Source organism: Ignavibacteriota bacterium (assembly GCA_019637995.1).
In the GTDB taxonomy this organism is placed as follows: Bacteria; Bacteroidota; Ignavibacteria; order Kapaibacteriales; family UBA2268; genus JANJTB01.
On sequence record JAHBUQ010000003.1, the window covers coordinates 184454 to 200858 of the forward strand.

A 16405-nucleotide genomic window follows, 5' to 3' on the forward strand; every position below is an offset into this window, starting at 1 on the left:
CTAAATCTGAGAAAAAGTTCTTAATAAAAACTCGTGCATCTTTGCAATTTCACTTGAGTTAAGTCTCAAAACGCTTGCTTTTGCACCATTTGTATTTATATTGGATGCCAATTCACCGGCTAAAGCTTTAGAACTTGACCTCCATGAATCGCTTCTTAGAAGCGAAATAATCAGCTTGCGATTATCAATAGAATGTTCAAGAATTAGTTTAGCACCTGGTTCATTACGATAAAAAATCAAATTTTTCTCAATTTGACCCGCTTTTTCATTTACTGCTTTAAAATCATTTTCAACAGCAGCTTTTGCGTTACTGACAGGAATCTGGTTTGATGTTTCTTTGCCTTCACTAAGCCTGTAAGCAAGATCAAGGGCTTCAAGCTCGCTATCCGAATCTTTAGGAAAATCATTCATTAAAGAATGGATATAATGTATGAGTGCAAATCTATCCAAAACCGGGAGATAATCATAGGCAACCATACCACCACCGGCAATACCTTCTTCGAGTGTTTTCCACATTCCGGATATATTAGAGCCGTTTTTCCAGCCGTCATTTTGCTTGAAATTTCGTGGTACAGGATTCAAACCTTTTCCGGCTATTCCATTACCTTCACCATTATCACCATGGCAGGAAGAACAGTTTGCTTTATATAATTCCTCACCTTTTTTGACAAGCTCAGGAGTAGATTGGCTAACAACTTTGACATCCACACCTTCCATAATTGAACCGCTTTTCATTACCAATGGCTCTGCCACAGTATCTCTTTGCAATACAACAGGTTTAAGACTGTTTTTGTATGCCCAGTCAAGATTGTATACCCAATAAAGACCGCCAATAATTATCAAAACAGCAAAATAAGGATATACTATACCGAAAAGTCTCATAGGATTCTTCGGTAAATTCTCATATTTTATTTCATCTTCCGGTCTATTAATATTATTCATTTGATTACCTAATTTACATTAGCTTAACTAAAATTTAACCAATATTCAATTATTCAATAGTATTGACGAAAATGTCTGCAATTTAATGAGCATTTTCGCTAAATATTACAAGTGAAATTCCAAACTTCTTTTAAATTTCGGATCACCAACAGGCATTAAATTACGATTCTTTGACAATAGACCAAGTATCAGTAATATACTACCTACAACAAGAAATGGTGCTGATAATTCAGTAAGTCCGAAAACAGGAGCTTCTGCACCGCTACGTTTAGCATATTCGGGCATAATCATCCAGTATAAATCGTAATAATGAGCAAGGAATACCCAAACTGCAATAATTTTTAATCTGAAAGGATTGCTCTTGGATGGTCTTGTTACAAGAGCCAAGTAAGGAATACCGAATCTGATAAAAATTAAACCCAAAGAAAGAATCAACCAGCCGCCTTCACTTCTATCCATGTACCAAAGGGTTTCATCAGGAATATTTGCATACCAAATAAGTAAAAACTGGCTGAATGCAATATATGCCCAGAAATTTGTAAAGGCAAACATCAGACCACCGAGATTATAATAGTGGTCTTCTGTTATATATTTACTTAAGTAACCATTCTCTTTGAGAGTAATCACAACAAAAGTAAGAACAGCAAGTGTAGCAAGTAATGAGCCTGCAAAGTAATATACACCAAAAATAGTCGAAAACCATTTCGGCTCCAAGCTCATCATCCAGTCCATTCCAATTACAGTAATTGATATTGCAAAAATTGGAAAAAAGATTGCTGAAATCTTAGCTGAGGTTTTCGATGATTTTGGATTTTTGTTTGTATCCTGTTTAAATGAGCGGAATGTAAACAAGAAAAAGAAAACAGCCATTAATGCAAAAATTGCTACATTTCTAATAATAAAAAATGATTCATTCAAATATGGAGCTTTACCTTTTACATACTTATCAGCATTTAAAACTTCAGGATTCATCCATGTAAATATCTGGTCGAGATTTAAAAAGAGAGGAATAGCTATAATCGGCACAATGAAAACAACACCTGCCAATATTTCAGTTATGCGTCTGAAAGGAACACTCCAATCAGCTCCTACAATATGCTCCAATGCAACAAAAAAGAGTGCACCAAAACCAACACTGAATAGCCATAAGAACACAATTATCAAATTATATGATGCTCTGACCGAATCATTTGCAAATCCGATTCCGACTAAACCTATACCAATTGCAAGTAATGCAAGACCAATCAATAATACTTTAGCCGGTAGAGCTTTCTTTTCATATAAAACTAAATTTTGAGTACTCATTTCATATCCTCCTCAGTTGCATTCATAGCTCTTTGTAAAGCTCTAATATATGTAACAATCTGCCAGCGTTCTTTTTCTGTAATCTGCTGAGAGTAAGCAGGCATAGTATTTTGTCCGACGGTAATAATGTGGAACAATCTGCCATCCTTCCAATTCCTGACTTTATCAGTATGTAAACTCGGAGGATTTGGGAATTGTCCGTTTAATCTTGCATTGCCATTTCCATAATAATCATGGCATGGGCTGCAATAAGTATTATATTTAACTTTTCCAATTTCGAGATTTTCATCATTGACATCCAATGGATTTACCATCATCTTTTCGGCTAAATCAACACTGTCAGCATATAAATAAGGCATATTGTTCTTAGCAACTGTTCCGGAAACCGGTTCTCTCATTGAAAATCCATCTTTGAAGAAATCACTCGGTGACTGAGCCGCAATTCTTTGCTGCTTCATCATCCAGTTGAACGGCTCCATAAACATAAGTTTATTCAAAGCAAAATAAGTCAATGCCGATACTGTAATGGCAATAATTGCAAGTCCGGTCAAAAATTTTGGGTCGAAAAGATTAGGTTTAAATGCCAATTCCTCTTCGTCATAATATATCGGCTCGACACTTGCAGCACCAATTCGCTCGAAAAACGCTTTAACTTCATCAAAATTAAAATTCGGGTCATCGGATTCGATCACAGCGCCGTATTTATCTGAAGATACCTGCTTCATATAAGGTGTATCATGCAAAGGATGACTGTTATTCGGAAATCTGAAGAAAATAATAATCATCGCTGAAACTGTTCCGACCGAAGCCAATAATACCGTAACTTCAAAAGTAACAGGTATAAAAGCGGGCAATGGAAACAGAGGTTTACCACCGATATTATTGGGATAGCTTTCAACCATAGTACCATACATAAGAAGTAATGCCAGAATAGCACCTGTAACACCTAAAGCAAAAGCAAAATATCCAAGCGGTGAGCGTTTGACTTTCATAGCACCATCCATTCCGTGAACAGGATATGGAGTATGAATATCAAATTTTTTGTAACCAGCTTTGACAATTTCCTTAGCCGCATTCATTATTTCATCCGGCGTATTAAAAATTGCTGAGATTGAGTGTAAAATTTTATTATTATTCATAATTAGTGTCCCTCACCTGAATGATGTTCAAGACCATGATGAGTTGGCTGTGCACCTTCGACTACAGCCTTTACTTCAGCAATTGAAACTACAGGCATTGTACGTGTGAATATCAGTAGCAAAGTAAAGAACCAGCCAAAACTTCCGATTAAAATACCTATGTCATAAATTGTTGGAGTATAGTAAGCCCAACTTGATGGTAAATAATCACGCGATAAAGAAGTTACAGTGATTACAAATCTTTCAAACCACATACCAACATTAACAAATACTGCGATTACAAACATAAATGGTATATTTGTGCGGAGCTTTTTTATCCAGAAAAACTGCGGAGCAATAACATTACAGCTAACCATTATCCAGTATGCCCATGCATAAGGACCAAAAGCACGGTTAACGAAAGCAAAAGATTCAACTTCGTGTCCGCTATACCATGCGATAAAGAATTCCATACCATAAGCATAGCCCACCATCAGTCCCGTGAGTATAATAATTTTATTCATTTTTTCGAGTGTATCAAGAGTTATGATATGCTCTAAATCATATACTTTTCTGATAATTATAAGTGCATTTTGTACCATTGCAAAACCGGAGAACACAGCACCTGCCACAAAGTATGGCGGGAAGATTGTTGTGTGCCAACCTGGCATAATCGAAACAGCAAAGTCAAAAGATACAATTGTATGTACTGAAAGTACAAGAGGAGTTGCAAATCCGGCAAGCACAAGATACATCATTTCATAATGTGACCAGTGACGATTTGAAAATCTCCAACCAAGACTTAATACAGAATATATTGTCTTTTTGACTTTTTCAACGATTGTTGAATTAGCAAGGCGATCTCTCATTGTTGCAAAGTCAGGTACAAGCCCTATATACCAGAAAACAAAAGATACAGTAAAATATGTCGAAACCGCAAACACGTCCCAAAGAAGAGGAGAAGTAAAATTCACCCAAAGTGCATGCTGATTTGGATAAGGGAACAAGTACCCTGCAAGCCAGGGGCGACCAACGTGAATAAGTGGGAATATACCTGCAGTCATAACAGCAAAAATTGTCATACCCTCAGCAAATCGAGCTATACCTGTTCTCCATTTCTGGCGGAACAAGAAAAGTATCGCTGAAATAAGTGTACCGGCATGACCAATACCGACCCAAAATACAAAGTTGATAATCGCAAATCCCCAACCAACCGGATTATTAACACCCCACATACCCAATCCACGGTAAAATGACATACCAAGAGCTGCAGCACCTATACCAAGCATGGAAAGAGTTAGAGTAATTGCAACCCAAAATCTTTTATCGGGTAGATTATCCATTGGTTTAATAATAGATGCGTCAATGGATTTTAATGTAGGTCTTCCCTGTATTACAGAGGGTTCATGAGTTAATTCAATGCTCACCGTGTTTTTCCTCCGCTACAATATTTCTCAATTTTGATATATAAGTTACGTTAGGTTTAACGCTGATAGTTTCAAGGACATGATACCCAAGTGGATGCTCTCGCAATTTTGAAACTTTAGATTCAGGGTCATTCATATCGCCGAAAGTAATAGCTGACGCAGGACAAGCATCCTGACAAGCGGTAACAACATCGGTACCTTTAATCTTGCGTCCCTGTTTTGATGCTTCAGTTCTTGCTTCCTGAATTCTTTGAGTACAGAAAGTACATTTTTCCATTACGCCGCGTGAGCGAACAGTTACTTCAGGATTATGGAGCAGTTCCAATGTATCCTTGCGATAATAACCATCAGCAAAATCATTTCTGAAATCAAAGAAGTTATATCTTCTTACCTTGTAAGGACAGTTGTTTGCACAATAACGGGTACCAACGCATCTATTGTAAGTCATTTGATTCAAGCCGTCAGGGCTGTGAGTGGTTGCAACAACCGGACATACATTTTCGCAAGGAGCGTTATCACAATGCTGACATAACATTGGCTGGAAGCTTGTGATTGGTTCATCAGGGGTACCACTGAAATAAGTATCAATTCTCATCCAGTGCATTTCACGCCCTTTGGAGGCTTCTTCTTTTCCGACGATTGGAATATTATTTTCAACATTACAAGCTGTAACACAGGAGCCGCAAGCAGTACATTTGTTAAGGTCAATAGCCATAGCCCATTTTACATCTGTATAAACTTTGTCCGGTGTAATTGAATGGGTTTTGTACTCATGATGCCCTAACAAGTGTATTTTTTCAGATTTTAGTGCTTTTTTGTAAGCTTCCTCATCACCTGCATGCTCAGCTTTCAATCTTACTTTTGCAGCTGTATATTTCTGCTTGAATTCCTTATAGAAAGGAACTGTATATTCGTTAATTATATGACGTTTGAAATGGAAATCCTTGACATAGTCTTCATCAAGAGCATGATGTTCCTGGGTGGATACAAGTTCATAGGTTCCTTCAGTTTTTGTTACTGATGCACCTGTATAAATCCATGGTGAGACTCCACCTTTTGCAGACAAAAGCAATCCGGCATTAAAACCGATATTTTTGCCAACATCTCCGATAGTAGTCCTGCCGTATCCCAAGTCAACAGCAATAACTTTTTCTGCCATACCGGGCTGAATCATAACCGGTAGTTTCAAAGTCTTACCATTTACAGAAACTTCGACCATATCGGCATTGCGATTATGTTCATCTTCGCCGTAAGTTACATTAAGCTCTTTAGCGGTCGCAGGGGACATCATTGCATAATTATCCCAGACAGTTTTTGTTACAGGATTGGGAACTTCCTGAAGCCAGCCGTTATTAGCAAATCTTCCGTCCCCGATATAATATGACGGCTTAAGAATTACAGTAAATCCTTGTTTTGAAAAAGCAAATTTATTTGATACCACAGAATTAAAATTAAATGACAATTCTCCGGTATTTTCATATTGAATTGTTGCAATTCCATCATGAAGACAGGCAAACCAGAATTCTCTGAAACCGGCTACTGCGTTACTCATAGGATATATTACAGTTTCCCAGTGATTCATCAAGAATTTATGATAAATATCTTGCGAGTATAAAAGCGGGTCATCGTTCATCCAGTTGAGAAGTACAGCTTCCTTCTGTCTTGTATCATGAATAGGAGCAATTACAGGTTGTTGAAGACTGAAAATCCCGGTTCTCTGGTTGAAATCTCCCCATGATTCAAGAGCATGATTTATTGGAATAATGTATTGATTAGCTTCACATGATTCATTTGCTGATTCAACCATTGAAATTATCGTTGGTGCTTTTTTGTAAGCATCTGCATATCCTAAATCAGTTGGAAAATGATAAACCGGATTAGAATCAAAATGAATCAATACTGATATATTGCCGGAATTGAGACCACTAACCAAATTATTCAGTTCATCATTGGTACTGATTGGTCTCTGAAGCTCTTCATTATGATTGAAATCATAAATATTTCTGACTGAACCCAAAACTTCATTAAGAAGATTAACAGCCACATGAACTTGTTTTGGTTGAAGAATTCCGGCTACGGCAAGAGTTTTACTACCATGTGCCATAATATCTTTCAAAAGCTCATCAAGAACTTTTTGGTTGATACCATTTTGCTGAGCAAAATTCTTTAAATTATATCCTGAAAGTACGGAAGCAAGTGACTCATTTGAATAAGCAGATTTTCCTTTCGAATTAATTTCTGCGGCAATACTCATTATAAAAGCGTAATGATTCTCGGGAGTCAATCTGATTCGATAATCAGACATAGCTCCTGTTAGAGAATAATTGCCTTCAATCTGATATAATTTATTAAATCCTTCGGGATTGTCCATATCACGTCTTGAGCTGAATTGAGCAATCTGCTCAACAACATTGCCTTCAGAACCGAGGAAATCACATTCAAAAGACAGAATCACATCAGCTTCATTCCATTTTGTAGAGGGAATTGAACTTGAGCCGTAGGAATCAACCCAAGCCTGACGCTTTTGCGAATCATTAATCTGGTCATAAGAATAAATTTTAGCAGTAGGATATTTTTGCACAAAATCATTAAACAGCTTATTTTGAGTCGGAGAAGTTACCGAATGTGTAACAATCGCAATCTCTTTGCCATCCTGAGCAGCTTTTTTTAATTTTTCTACAATTTGATTATCAACCTTTTCCCAATCTGAGCGTGGCATATCATCTTTGTATAAAACCAGCTTACTGTCAGATTTTTTTATGGGAAATCTTAGACGGCTTGGGTCATACAAATCAAGAATAGCTGCCTGGTCAATAGTCGAGATTTTACCCTTTCCTACGGGATGCTCAGGATTACCGTCAATTTTGATTGGTCTTCCCTCACGGGTTTTGACAAGAACACCTGTGCCATTATTAAGAGAGGTGGCATAATGATTTGCCTGACCATAAGTAATGCTCGCAGGCTTTTTGTTATAGGTAATAATTTCGCCTTTGTCGTAATAATCGGAGCAGGCAGTTGCGGCAAGTGCTGTAGAAGCACCCATCAATGCAATGAATTTTCTTCTGGATTTATCCGGAAGTGCATTTACATCAAAATCATCCGTAACGCCTTTCACGAATTCGTGATGGGCTGATTCAACAGATGAAGGCTTTTGATTATACTGGTTTAAGCTTTTCCAGAATTTTGGTTTAGTATTTTCCATCTACTTATCACTCCGTTTGGTACGTGGAACAGCAAGAGGATGAATTATTACTTTTGGCTTATTTCCGATTTCGGAAGAAGTACCATCATTTCCGGCTAAAAGCTTAAACGGAACAAACTGGCTAGCAAATGCACCAACTGCACCTGCCCCAATAAGTCCGAAAAACTTTCTACGGTTTTGCTTCATAACTCTATTCATTTATTTCTTGATAAATTTCTTATTTCTTAACGATGACAAGCATTACAATTGTCAGGACCTTTCTGGGTAAACTCCCGGTTAGGCTGTGGAATAATTGTTGTTTCAGGGTTTCTATGGCAATCAAGACAACTTGCCATCGTAAATGACCTTACCTGACTTACAACTTCCATCTCCCGAACATCGCCATGGCAGTTTGCACAATCAATACCCTTAGTGACGTGAGATGCATGATTGAAATATGCATATTCAGGTACCCGGTGAATTCGTTTCCATGGAATTGGTTCTTCGTTTTTGTAATACTCGGTGAGTTTGATAATCTCGGGCTTATCTGTACGTGCAACTGTATGACAATTCATACAAATGCTTGCAGCAGGTATGCTGGCGTGGCGTGTTTTGGTAACACTTGTGTGACAATATTGGCAATCTATAGCCATATCGCCTGCATGAAGTTTATGCGAAAATTTAATCGGTTGCTCGGGTGCATACCCAACACCGTCTCGCTCAGGTTTTGCAATAAAATAGGTCAGAGCAAATGACATAAGTATTACAAATACCGTTACAGGTAGTTTTACCTTGAGTGCGTAATCCAGTATCTTTTTTTTCACTTTCTGCCTGTAAAAAGTTTCTAATTTAGTTTAATAATTATTTTTCGATTTGAAATACACTAAGCAAAATTAAGTTAAGTAATATGTATCGAATTCGTTAAAATTATATTTTACGAACTTGTGCATTTATGTAAGAAATATGCATATATGTACAAATGTAAAAATAACTTTTTTTAAAATTGCATTGCGTATCATTGCAAAATAACACTTAATTTTATTTTACACAACACTAATTATTATGTTATTTTTTTTATTGTAAGTAAAGTATGCTAATCTAATTTTACTATCTATATGTAAAATAAACTATCTAAAGTAATCAATGACAGCACTCAGGTACTTGTTCACTAATTACCTGATCTGTAAGTTTTGGACTGATATAAGGAATTCCAAGTGAAAGTCCGCGTAAAATCATTAAAACAGCAACAATTGCAACACCATAGGGAATTGCTTTTGTTAATTTATTTCTGAGACTAATTGTAAGAAGATTTTTTGAAAAATAAAGCAAAGCCATCATTGGAACAGTACCGACACCGAAAGCAGCCATATAAAGTCCTGCAGTCAATACACCATCTGCAGCAAAAGAACCTGCAAGGGCGATGTAAACCAGCCCGCAAGGGAGTAATCCGTTTAGTAATCCAAGTGTAAAAAGTGACAATATGCTTTTAGCTTTAAAAAATTCCTGAAACTTACTTTTAAGTCTTCCGACAATCTTACCAAAGAATCTCATGTCATTAACACCTTGATAATACTTTCGTGGGATTATCAAAAAAAGTAGCATCAAAAAGCCTGTAGCGATAGATACATATTCCTGAAAACCCGCAAGACGAAGGGGGGCTCCAACAAATCCAAGAAGAATCCCCATAGCCGTATATGTAGCAACTCTTCCAAAATTATAAACAAGACTTTCAGCTGCTACTCCGGCTTTTGTGGTGCTTCGGTGCGGAATTGCAATAGCAATTGGTCCGCACATTCCAAGACAATGGAAGCTGCCCAATATACCGAGTGCAAATCCTGCTCCTACTTCAATCATTTTTTCATCCGAAAATTAATTAATTACAAGAACCTGTTCATTATAATATGTCGTATCACCGACTGCCCAATCAACCTTAACTCTCCACATTCCCTTTTCAAGATTAGACGAGCCGACAACCTGAAAACCTGATTCATCCGGTTTTACAGGTAAAGTAAAATCAAGTTTTTTATCAGAAGGTCTGAAAAAAGTGATTTCACCGCTTATATCTCCTTGGTCAACACTTTTTGGATATGAAAACCGAACATAACTATCTGATGATTCTATAGACAGAGGTTCAGGTAATTTACCGGCTCTATCCATTTTATCTATTACATTCTGATATTTCAATTCCTTTTCATAATAATTTTCATCAACAAGTTCCACCCTGTTGAATCTGGTGAAAATTACAAACCCAACAAGAACAAGCACAAAAGATATATAAAATATCGCTATACTGTTACCCCAATGTAATTTGAATTTTGCCATAAAAATCTCCTATTATTTCATTCCGGGGGCAGGTCCGGTAAAGCCCGTTTTAACATTTTGAATCAGTTCGCCATTTGAATAAACGCCGATTTTAACATCATTTCTCGAGCCTTTTACAAAGCTCCTTGGTATTTCAAGTATAAATGTTGCATCTGTATATGTCTCTGAGCCTACATAAATACTATCTTTTCCTATTAGTTTGATACTTCCATCAGGAATTTCCAAAACCCTAAGCTCAATAGGCATAGGATTAAATGTTTTATTTATTATCGTAGCAGTATATACATTGGCAATCATGTCATTTTCAGTTACCTGATAAAGTGAACCCTTAGCTCTTAAAATAGTCGCTTCCACATCGGTTCGGTTAGCAATTAAGGTAGCAGATATACCAATAAGCAATGATAAAGCTAATGTATATAAAATTATTCTTGGTGTAATTTTAAATTTTTTGCCTTCATCAAGTAAATTCTGTGAAGCATATTTGATTAAGCTCTTTGGCTTATTGACTTTATCCATTACTTCATCACAAGCATCTATACAAGCAGTGCAATTCACACATTCAAGCTGAGTGCCATTACGGATATCAATACCCGTCGGACAAACTCTTACGCACGCACCACAATCAACACAATCCCCTTGGTCAGATGCTCCCTTTTTGAATTTTCCACGCGGTTCTCCCCTCTTAAAGTCATAGGCTACGACAATAGAGTTTTTGTCCAAAAGAACAGATTGTAATCTTCCATAAGGGCAAACAAATGTACATGCCTGCTCTCTAAACCAGGAAAATACAAAATAAAATAGTCCCGAGAATATCAGAAGTGCCACAAATGTCGAGCCATGCTGAAAAGGTCCGTCAGTTATCAGCATACCCAATTTGTCAACACCAACAACATAGGCTAAAAATATATTACTAATTATAAATGACAGGGCAATAAAAATTGAATGCTTAAGCCCGCGTTTGAAAATTTTTTCACTTGTCCAATCGCTATTGGCAAGTTTCATTTGTTGCTTATAGTCGCCTTCAATCCAATACTCAACTTTTCTGAAAACCATCTCCATAAATATGGTCTGCGGGCACGCCCATCCGCACCATATCCTGCCAAAAACCGCAGTAAACAATACTACAAAAATTACTATTGCAAGAAATGATATTGCAAAAATATGAAAATCCTGGGGCCAGAAAACTACACCAAAAAGAATAAACTTCCTTTGCAAAACATCAAGTAAGATGAATGGGTTTCCATTTATTTTGATAAATGGTGTTACAACCATAAGAGCCAAAAGAACAACAGCAACTACAGCCCTCCATTTATGAAACTTGCCCTTAGGTTTTTTCGGATGAATCCAAATCCTGTTACCTTTCTTATCAATATTCGAAACTCTGTCCCTGAAAGAAACACCGGTTTCGGTTATGAGTTTATCAGTATCCGAAAAAACTTCTTCGTTACTGCCTTTTATTTTTAGCTCCTTATAAGAACCTTCATTATCCATAAAAACACCTGAATCACACTGCCTTTGGCAGAAAAAATCTAAAAATCACAATTTCTATTGTATCAACCATACATCGTTTCTAACAAGCCAATTCTATCAAATTATAAATTTTACAAAAAATTCAGTTATCTAAATCTATCACATCTAGTATTTATTTAATTCTTTGAACTTTACCACATTTCGACTTCGCTCAATGTGACACTTGGTTGTTGTTATGATATCTTTTGTCAGTCTGAGCGTAGTCGAAGACTAAAGATTACATTTCGAATTCGCTCAATCTGACAAAATGTGTCATTGATTAAATGTTTCAGTGATTTCCAAATCAATGCGACAAATCATGTCATATATCATCTTTGCACTTTGAGTGATTTCAACCTAAATTTAAAAAGAACAAAAATTACTTTTCTTTTCCTAACAAATCAATTTTCCCAAACAGTTCCCTGAGGAGCCTTAGGATTTGGCGGATTAGTACCTGTCAATGTTAGAATATAACTGGAAACCATCTGAATCTCTTCAGGTTTAAGAAGCGGTTTCCATGATATCATACCCTTTTCCGGAACACCATTAATCACTACATTCATCACATTTTGAATTCCACCGCCGTGAATATAATAATTATCAGTCAGGTTAGGACCAATTCCACCTTCGCCGAAGGCACCGTGACAAGAAACACAATTAGTCTTATAAATTTGCTCGCCGGTTGCAAGACTTTCTTTATCATTTAAAACTTCAAACGATACATTAGCCCACATTTGGTTCATTTTCATAGCAATTTTTTCATACTCTTCAGAGCTCATTTTAAATTCTGCGGCATATTCAGCTTCCTGCCCCTGTCCCATACCGGTCATGTGATAATAAAACATATATATTACACTCCAAATCACAGTCAAAATAAACAGACCAACCCACCACCTTGGTAGTGGATTGTCATACTCTAAGATACCATCATAATTATGGTCTAAAATTTTATCTTGTTCTTGCGACATATTTATTCTCCCTTATTAAATTTTAATTGTAGTTCATCACTTTCCAAAGGCAAGTTACCCATGTAACTAACAAATTTTTTATCTAATCTGAATACCATAAATAATACAGATACAAAAAAGATAAAAAAGAACAGCATTGTTATTATAGGATAAATTTCTATACCCTGAAGTTGCGAAAAAATATTTCTAAACATAGTCTCTCTCTCCTATTTCATTGTAGAAGTTTCACCTTTAATATCTATACCCAATCTCTGAAGGTAAGCTATCAAAGCAATTATTTGTTTATCGGGAGTAGTAGTAATGCCTGCAGTAGCAAGCTCGTCAGTAATTTCCTGTGCCTGAGTAACAACATCAGCATTAGCATATTTGTCATAGTCATCAGGATAAGGAACATTTAATATCATCATAGTTCGGATTTTTGATGCAATCGTAGAAATATCGTAAGCATCCTCCAGAAGCCATGGATATCTTGGCATAATTGAACCCGGCGATATGGATTGCGGGTCATACATGTGCTGATAATGCCACGCATTCGGATACTTACCTCCTACTCTGTGTAGGTCAGGACCTGTACGCTTGGAGCCCCACTGGAATGGATAGTCATACACAAATTCGCCTGCTTTTGAATATTCACCATATCTCTCAGTTTCAGAACGGAATGGTCTGATAAGTTGAGAGTGACAAGTATAGCATCCTTCAGCAATGTAAATATCCCGACCGATTAGCTCAAGAGGAGTATAAGGTTTTACACTTGCAATTGTCGGTACATTTGATTTTATAACCTGCAAAGGAATAATTTCAAAAAGTCCACCAATCAAAACTACAATTAATGTTGCAATTATGAAAGGCACAGGCTTACCTTCTAGCCATCTGTGATTTGGCTTGTCTTTGCCCGGGTCATGAAGTGGAGCTGCTTTTACAGTTTCAAAAGCAACGAATGTACCCATCTTAGCTGTTTTAAGTAAATTCCAAACCATAATAATTGAACCGGTAAGGAATAACAATCCACCGAAAGAGCGAATCAAATACATTGGTACCAAATGGGTTACTGTTTCGAGGAAATTTCTGTAAAGCAAGAAACCTTCCGGTGAGAATTGTTTCCACATCAAACCTTGAGTAATGCCTGCCCAGTATACCGGAATAGCATATACTAAAATACCGATTGTACTAATCCAAAAGTGCATATTTGCAAGTTTCTTCGAGTAAATTTTAGTATTCCATAGTTTTGGAACAATCCAGTATAAAATAGCAAAAGTAAGCATACCATTCCAACCCAATGCACCAACGTGAACGTGTGCAATCGTCCAGTCAGTAAAGTGCGAAAGTGCATTCACTGATTTTATCGAAAGCATAGGTCCTTCAAAAGTCGCCATACCATAAGCAGTAATAGCAACAACCATGAATTTCAAAATCGGTTCTTCGCGGACTTTATCCCAAACGCCTCTTAGTGTTAGAAGCCCGTTTATCATGCCGCCCCACGATGGAGCTATAAGCATAATCGAAAATACTGTGCCAAGTGACTGAGCCCAGTCTGGAAGTGAAGAATAAAGTAAATGATGTGGTCCCGCCCAAATATATAAAAATATTAAAGACCAGAAGTGAATAATTGACAATTTGTAAGAATATACCGGTCTGTCGGCAGCTTTTGGCAGGAAGTAATACATTAATCCTAAAAACGGAGTTGTAAGGAAGAATGCAACTGCATTATGACCATACCACCATTGGACAAGAGCATCTTGTACACCAGCATAAATCGGGTAACTGTGCAAAAATCCAGTTGGAATAGCAAGTGAATTTACAACATGAAGCACTGTAACAGTAACCCATGAAGCAATATAAAACCAAATAGCCACATACATATGTTTTTCACGGCGTTTGATGAGTGTCATAAACATATTGACGCCAAAAACAATCCAAACAATTGCGATAGCAACGTCTATGGGCCAAATCAATTCAGCATATTCTTTGCCTTGTGTAAGTCCGAGAGGGAAAGTAATTGCAGCTGAAACAATAATAAGTTGCCAGCCCCAGAAATGAATTTTACTGAGAAGTGTACTCCACATTGCTGCTTTAAGTAGTCGGGGCATGGAATAATATATTCCAAGAAATATTGCATTTCCAACGAATGCAAAAATCACTGCATTAGTATGCAATGGTCTTAATCTGCCAAAAGAAAGCCAGGATATTCCTAAATCAAACCATGGAATATACGCCGGTGCATATAATTGAATTGCAATAATCAATCCTACCAGAAAGCCGACAACCCCCCATAGAACTGTTGCCCATGTGAAAAGTCTGACAATATTATTGTCATAACTGAAAGTATCGAGCTGAGTGCCTTGATTATTCACAGTATCACTTTGTGCCATTATAAATCCGGTTATTTATTTAACATTTGTTATTTTTTGTTCTTTCTCATCATTAAGTATTCTCATTGAAGGTGTAAAAGTATCTTCAAACTGGTCGCTGCGAATTGCCCATAAAAAAGCTATCAAGAAAATAATTGCTACTGACAAACTCGCCGCCATTAATACTATTATTACACTCATAATTTATACTTAGCTTATCTTATTTAATTTTTTAGAATTTACTAAAACATCATTTTTAAAAATTCACTTAAAGGCAAGTTTGAATGTAATAAAAAATCCTAATATTTCTATGCAGTAATTTAGAAATATTAAAAAAAAATGCATTTTTTTTTAATATCTTAAAATTTTTATTAAAAAAATGTATCTCCGACAGTGATAGTCTTATTTATAAATTTATAATTTAATTTTCAAAGACATATTAATTCGGGTTTATCAATCTCAATTCCGAGAAAATTTTTAGCTAATTCATAAAAATTTGACGGTAAATCTGTGATAAAAAAATTTATTCTTGGTTTATTGATAAACTCAATTCCGGGTTCTATCAATAATTTGTTCTCCGCAAGTAATCTTAATGCAGATACTGAGGCATGTTCACCGGAATCAATCAATGTAACATCCTTCAAAATTTCACTAATCAAATGTGATATAAGCGGATAATGAGTACATCCCAAAACAAGAGTATCCACATCCTCATCTTTCATAATTTTCAGATAATCTTCTGCAATTAATTTCGCAGCATTATGTCTGAGCATACCTTCTTCCACGATTGGTACAAAAAGCGGGCATGCCTGAGTAAACACCTGAATTTCGTTACTATTATCAATATAATTGATTTGATCAGGATATGCATTGCTTGTAATTGTAGCACGAGTTCCGATAATACCAATTTTACCGTTTCGAGTAGCTCTCAAAGCTGCATTGGCAGCCGGCTCAATCATTCCGATTACAGGAATTTCTCCGGCTACACTTTTTACCGCCTCCAATGCTACAGCTGAAACAGTATTGCAGGCTACTATGATAATTTTTACACCTTTCGACAGTAAAAATTCTGTAGATTCACCGGCATATTGTTCGACGGTCTTACGAGATTTATTTCCATAAGGTACTCTTGCTGTATCACCTAAATATATATAATTTTCAGCCGGTAGAAAACGAATAAACTGCTTCAGTACGCTTAATCCGCCTATACCTGAATCAAATACTCCTATCGGACTCTGCTTGGTTAATTCCATTTGATATAATTCAATAATTTAATTTAGCAATA

15 protein-coding genes are annotated in these 16405 nt (G+C 36.4%); all 15 read right to left on the reverse strand.

All coding sequences use genetic code 11. The features are described from left to right. The 15 genes from KF896_12810 to KF896_12880 all read right to left on the reverse strand — a co-directional run bounded on the left by KF896_12810 (position 1) and on the right by KF896_12880 (position 16373). Positions 1 to 942, reverse strand: a complete 942-nt coding sequence (locus KF896_12810) for a cytochrome c (GenBank protein ID MBX3044588.1) — start codon at positions 940 to 942, stop codon at positions 1 to 3. Between the two features lie 105 nt (positions 943 to 1047). Then, positions 1048 to 2145 (reverse strand): quinol:cytochrome C oxidoreductase, encoded by a 1098-nt coding sequence (locus tag KF896_12815; GenBank protein MBX3044589.1) that lies wholly within the window; start codon positions 2143 to 2145, stop codon positions 1048 to 1050. Between the two features lie 98 nt (positions 2146 to 2243). After that, positions 2244 to 3386: a DUF3341 domain-containing protein gene (locus KF896_12820; protein ID MBX3044590.1), complete on the reverse strand. Its 1143-nt coding sequence runs from the start codon at positions 3384 to 3386 to the stop codon at positions 2244 to 2246. 2 nt (positions 3387 to 3388) lie between these two features. Further along, complete coding sequence (nrfD, locus tag KF896_12825; protein ID MBX3044591.1) at positions 3389 to 4708, reverse strand: polysulfide reductase NrfD; 1320 nt, start codon at positions 4706 to 4708, stop codon at positions 3389 to 3391. Positions 4709 to 4781: 73 nt separating this feature from the next. Then, positions 4782 to 7994 (reverse strand): 4Fe-4S dicluster domain-containing protein, encoded by a 3213-nt coding sequence (locus KF896_12830; protein MBX3044592.1) that lies wholly within the window; start codon positions 7992 to 7994, stop codon positions 4782 to 4784. After that, positions 7995 to 8180 carry a hypothetical protein gene (locus KF896_12835; GenBank protein ID MBX3044593.1) on the reverse strand — a complete coding sequence of 62 codons (186 nt, stop codon included), beginning with the start codon at positions 8178 to 8180 and terminating at the stop codon, positions 7995 to 7997. It lies immediately after the preceding gene. A gap of 38 nt (positions 8181 to 8218) precedes the next feature. Next, positions 8219 to 8797 (reverse strand): cytochrome c3 family protein, encoded by a 579-nt coding sequence (locus tag KF896_12840; GenBank protein MBX3044594.1) that lies wholly within the window; start codon positions 8795 to 8797, stop codon positions 8219 to 8221. 316 nt (positions 8798 to 9113) lie between these two features. Beyond that, the gene (locus KF896_12845; protein ID MBX3044595.1) at positions 9114 to 9827 is read right to left on the reverse strand and encodes a sulfite exporter TauE/SafE family protein; all 714 of its coding nucleotides are present in this window, start codon (positions 9825 to 9827) and stop codon (positions 9114 to 9116) included. Between the two features lie 15 nt (positions 9828 to 9842). Beyond that, entirely contained in the window at positions 9843 to 10295 is a 453-nt protein-coding gene (locus KF896_12850; GenBank protein MBX3044596.1) for a FixH family protein, read from the reverse strand. A gap of 12 nt (positions 10296 to 10307) precedes the next feature. Beyond that, positions 10308 to 11786: a cytochrome c oxidase accessory protein CcoG gene (gene ccoG, locus KF896_12855; GenBank protein ID MBX3044597.1), complete on the reverse strand. Its 1479-nt coding sequence runs from the start codon at positions 11784 to 11786 to the stop codon at positions 10308 to 10310. A gap of 419 nt (positions 11787 to 12205) precedes the next feature. Then, positions 12206 to 12772 carry a c-type cytochrome gene (locus tag KF896_12860; GenBank protein ID MBX3044598.1) on the reverse strand — a complete coding sequence of 189 codons (567 nt, stop codon included), beginning with the start codon at positions 12770 to 12772 and terminating at the stop codon, positions 12206 to 12208. Between the two features lie 2 nt (positions 12773 to 12774). After that, on the reverse strand, positions 12775 to 12966 hold the full coding sequence (locus KF896_12865) for a hypothetical protein (protein MBX3044599.1): 192 nt from the start codon (positions 12964 to 12966) through the stop codon (positions 12775 to 12777). 12 nt (positions 12967 to 12978) lie between these two features. Beyond that, entirely contained in the window at positions 12979 to 15141 is a 2163-nt protein-coding gene (gene ccoN / locus KF896_12870) for a cytochrome-c oxidase, cbb3-type subunit I (protein ID MBX3044600.1), read from the reverse strand. A gap of 15 nt (positions 15142 to 15156) precedes the next feature. Beyond that, on the reverse strand, positions 15157 to 15321 hold the full coding sequence (gene ccoS, locus KF896_12875; GenBank protein MBX3044601.1) for a cbb3-type cytochrome oxidase assembly protein CcoS: 165 nt from the start codon (positions 15319 to 15321) through the stop codon (positions 15157 to 15159). Between the two features lie 227 nt (positions 15322 to 15548). Beyond that, entirely contained in the window at positions 15549 to 16373 is an 825-nt protein-coding gene (locus KF896_12880) for a glutamate racemase (GenBank protein MBX3044602.1), read from the reverse strand. Between the last annotated feature and the right edge of the window lie 32 nt (positions 16374 to 16405).

Bases quoted from the DNA above. Each gene is read 5' to 3' on its own strand.
- KF896_12850 (MBX3044596.1), bottom strand. From the start codon at position 10,295: ATGGCAAAATTCAAATTACATTGGGGTAACAGTATAGCGATATTTTAT.
- KF896_12845 (MBX3044595.1), bottom strand. From the start codon at position 9,827: ATGATTGAAGTAGGAGCAGGATTTGCACTCGGTATATTGGGCAGCTTC.
- KF896_12860 (MBX3044598.1), bottom strand. From the start codon at position 12,772: ATGTCGCAAGAACAAGATAAAATTTTAGACCATAATTATGATGGTATC.
- ccoG (MBX3044597.1), bottom strand. From the start codon at position 11,786: ATGGATAATGAAGGTTCTTATAAGGAGCTAAAAATAAAAGGCAGTAAC.
- KF896_12880 (MBX3044602.1), bottom strand. From the start codon at position 16,373: ATGGAATTAACCAAGCAGAGTCCGATAGGAGTATTTGATTCAGGTATA.
- ccoS (MBX3044601.1), bottom strand. From the start codon at position 15,321: ATGAGTGTAATAATAGTATTAATGGCGGCGAGTTTGTCAGTAGCAATT.
- KF896_12820 (MBX3044590.1), bottom strand. From the start codon at position 3,386: ATGAATAATAATAAAATTTTACACTCAATCTCAGCAATTTTTAATACG.
- nrfD (MBX3044591.1), bottom strand. From the start codon at position 4,708: ATGGATAATCTACCCGATAAAAGATTTTGGGTTGCAATTACTCTAACT.
- ccoN (MBX3044600.1), bottom strand. From the start codon at position 15,141: ATGGCACAAAGTGATACTGTGAATAATCAAGGCACTCAGCTCGATACT.
- KF896_12830 (MBX3044592.1), bottom strand. From the start codon at position 7,994: ATGGAAAATACTAAACCAAAATTCTGGAAAAGCTTAAACCAGTATAAT.
- KF896_12835 (MBX3044593.1), bottom strand. From the start codon at position 8,180: ATGAAGCAAAACCGTAGAAAGTTTTTCGGACTTATTGGGGCAGGTGCA.
- KF896_12810 (MBX3044588.1), bottom strand. From the start codon at position 942: ATGAATAATATTAATAGACCGGAAGATGAAATAAAATATGAGAATTTA.
- KF896_12865 (MBX3044599.1), bottom strand. From the start codon at position 12,966: ATGTTTAGAAATATTTTTTCGCAACTTCAGGGTATAGAAATTTATCCT.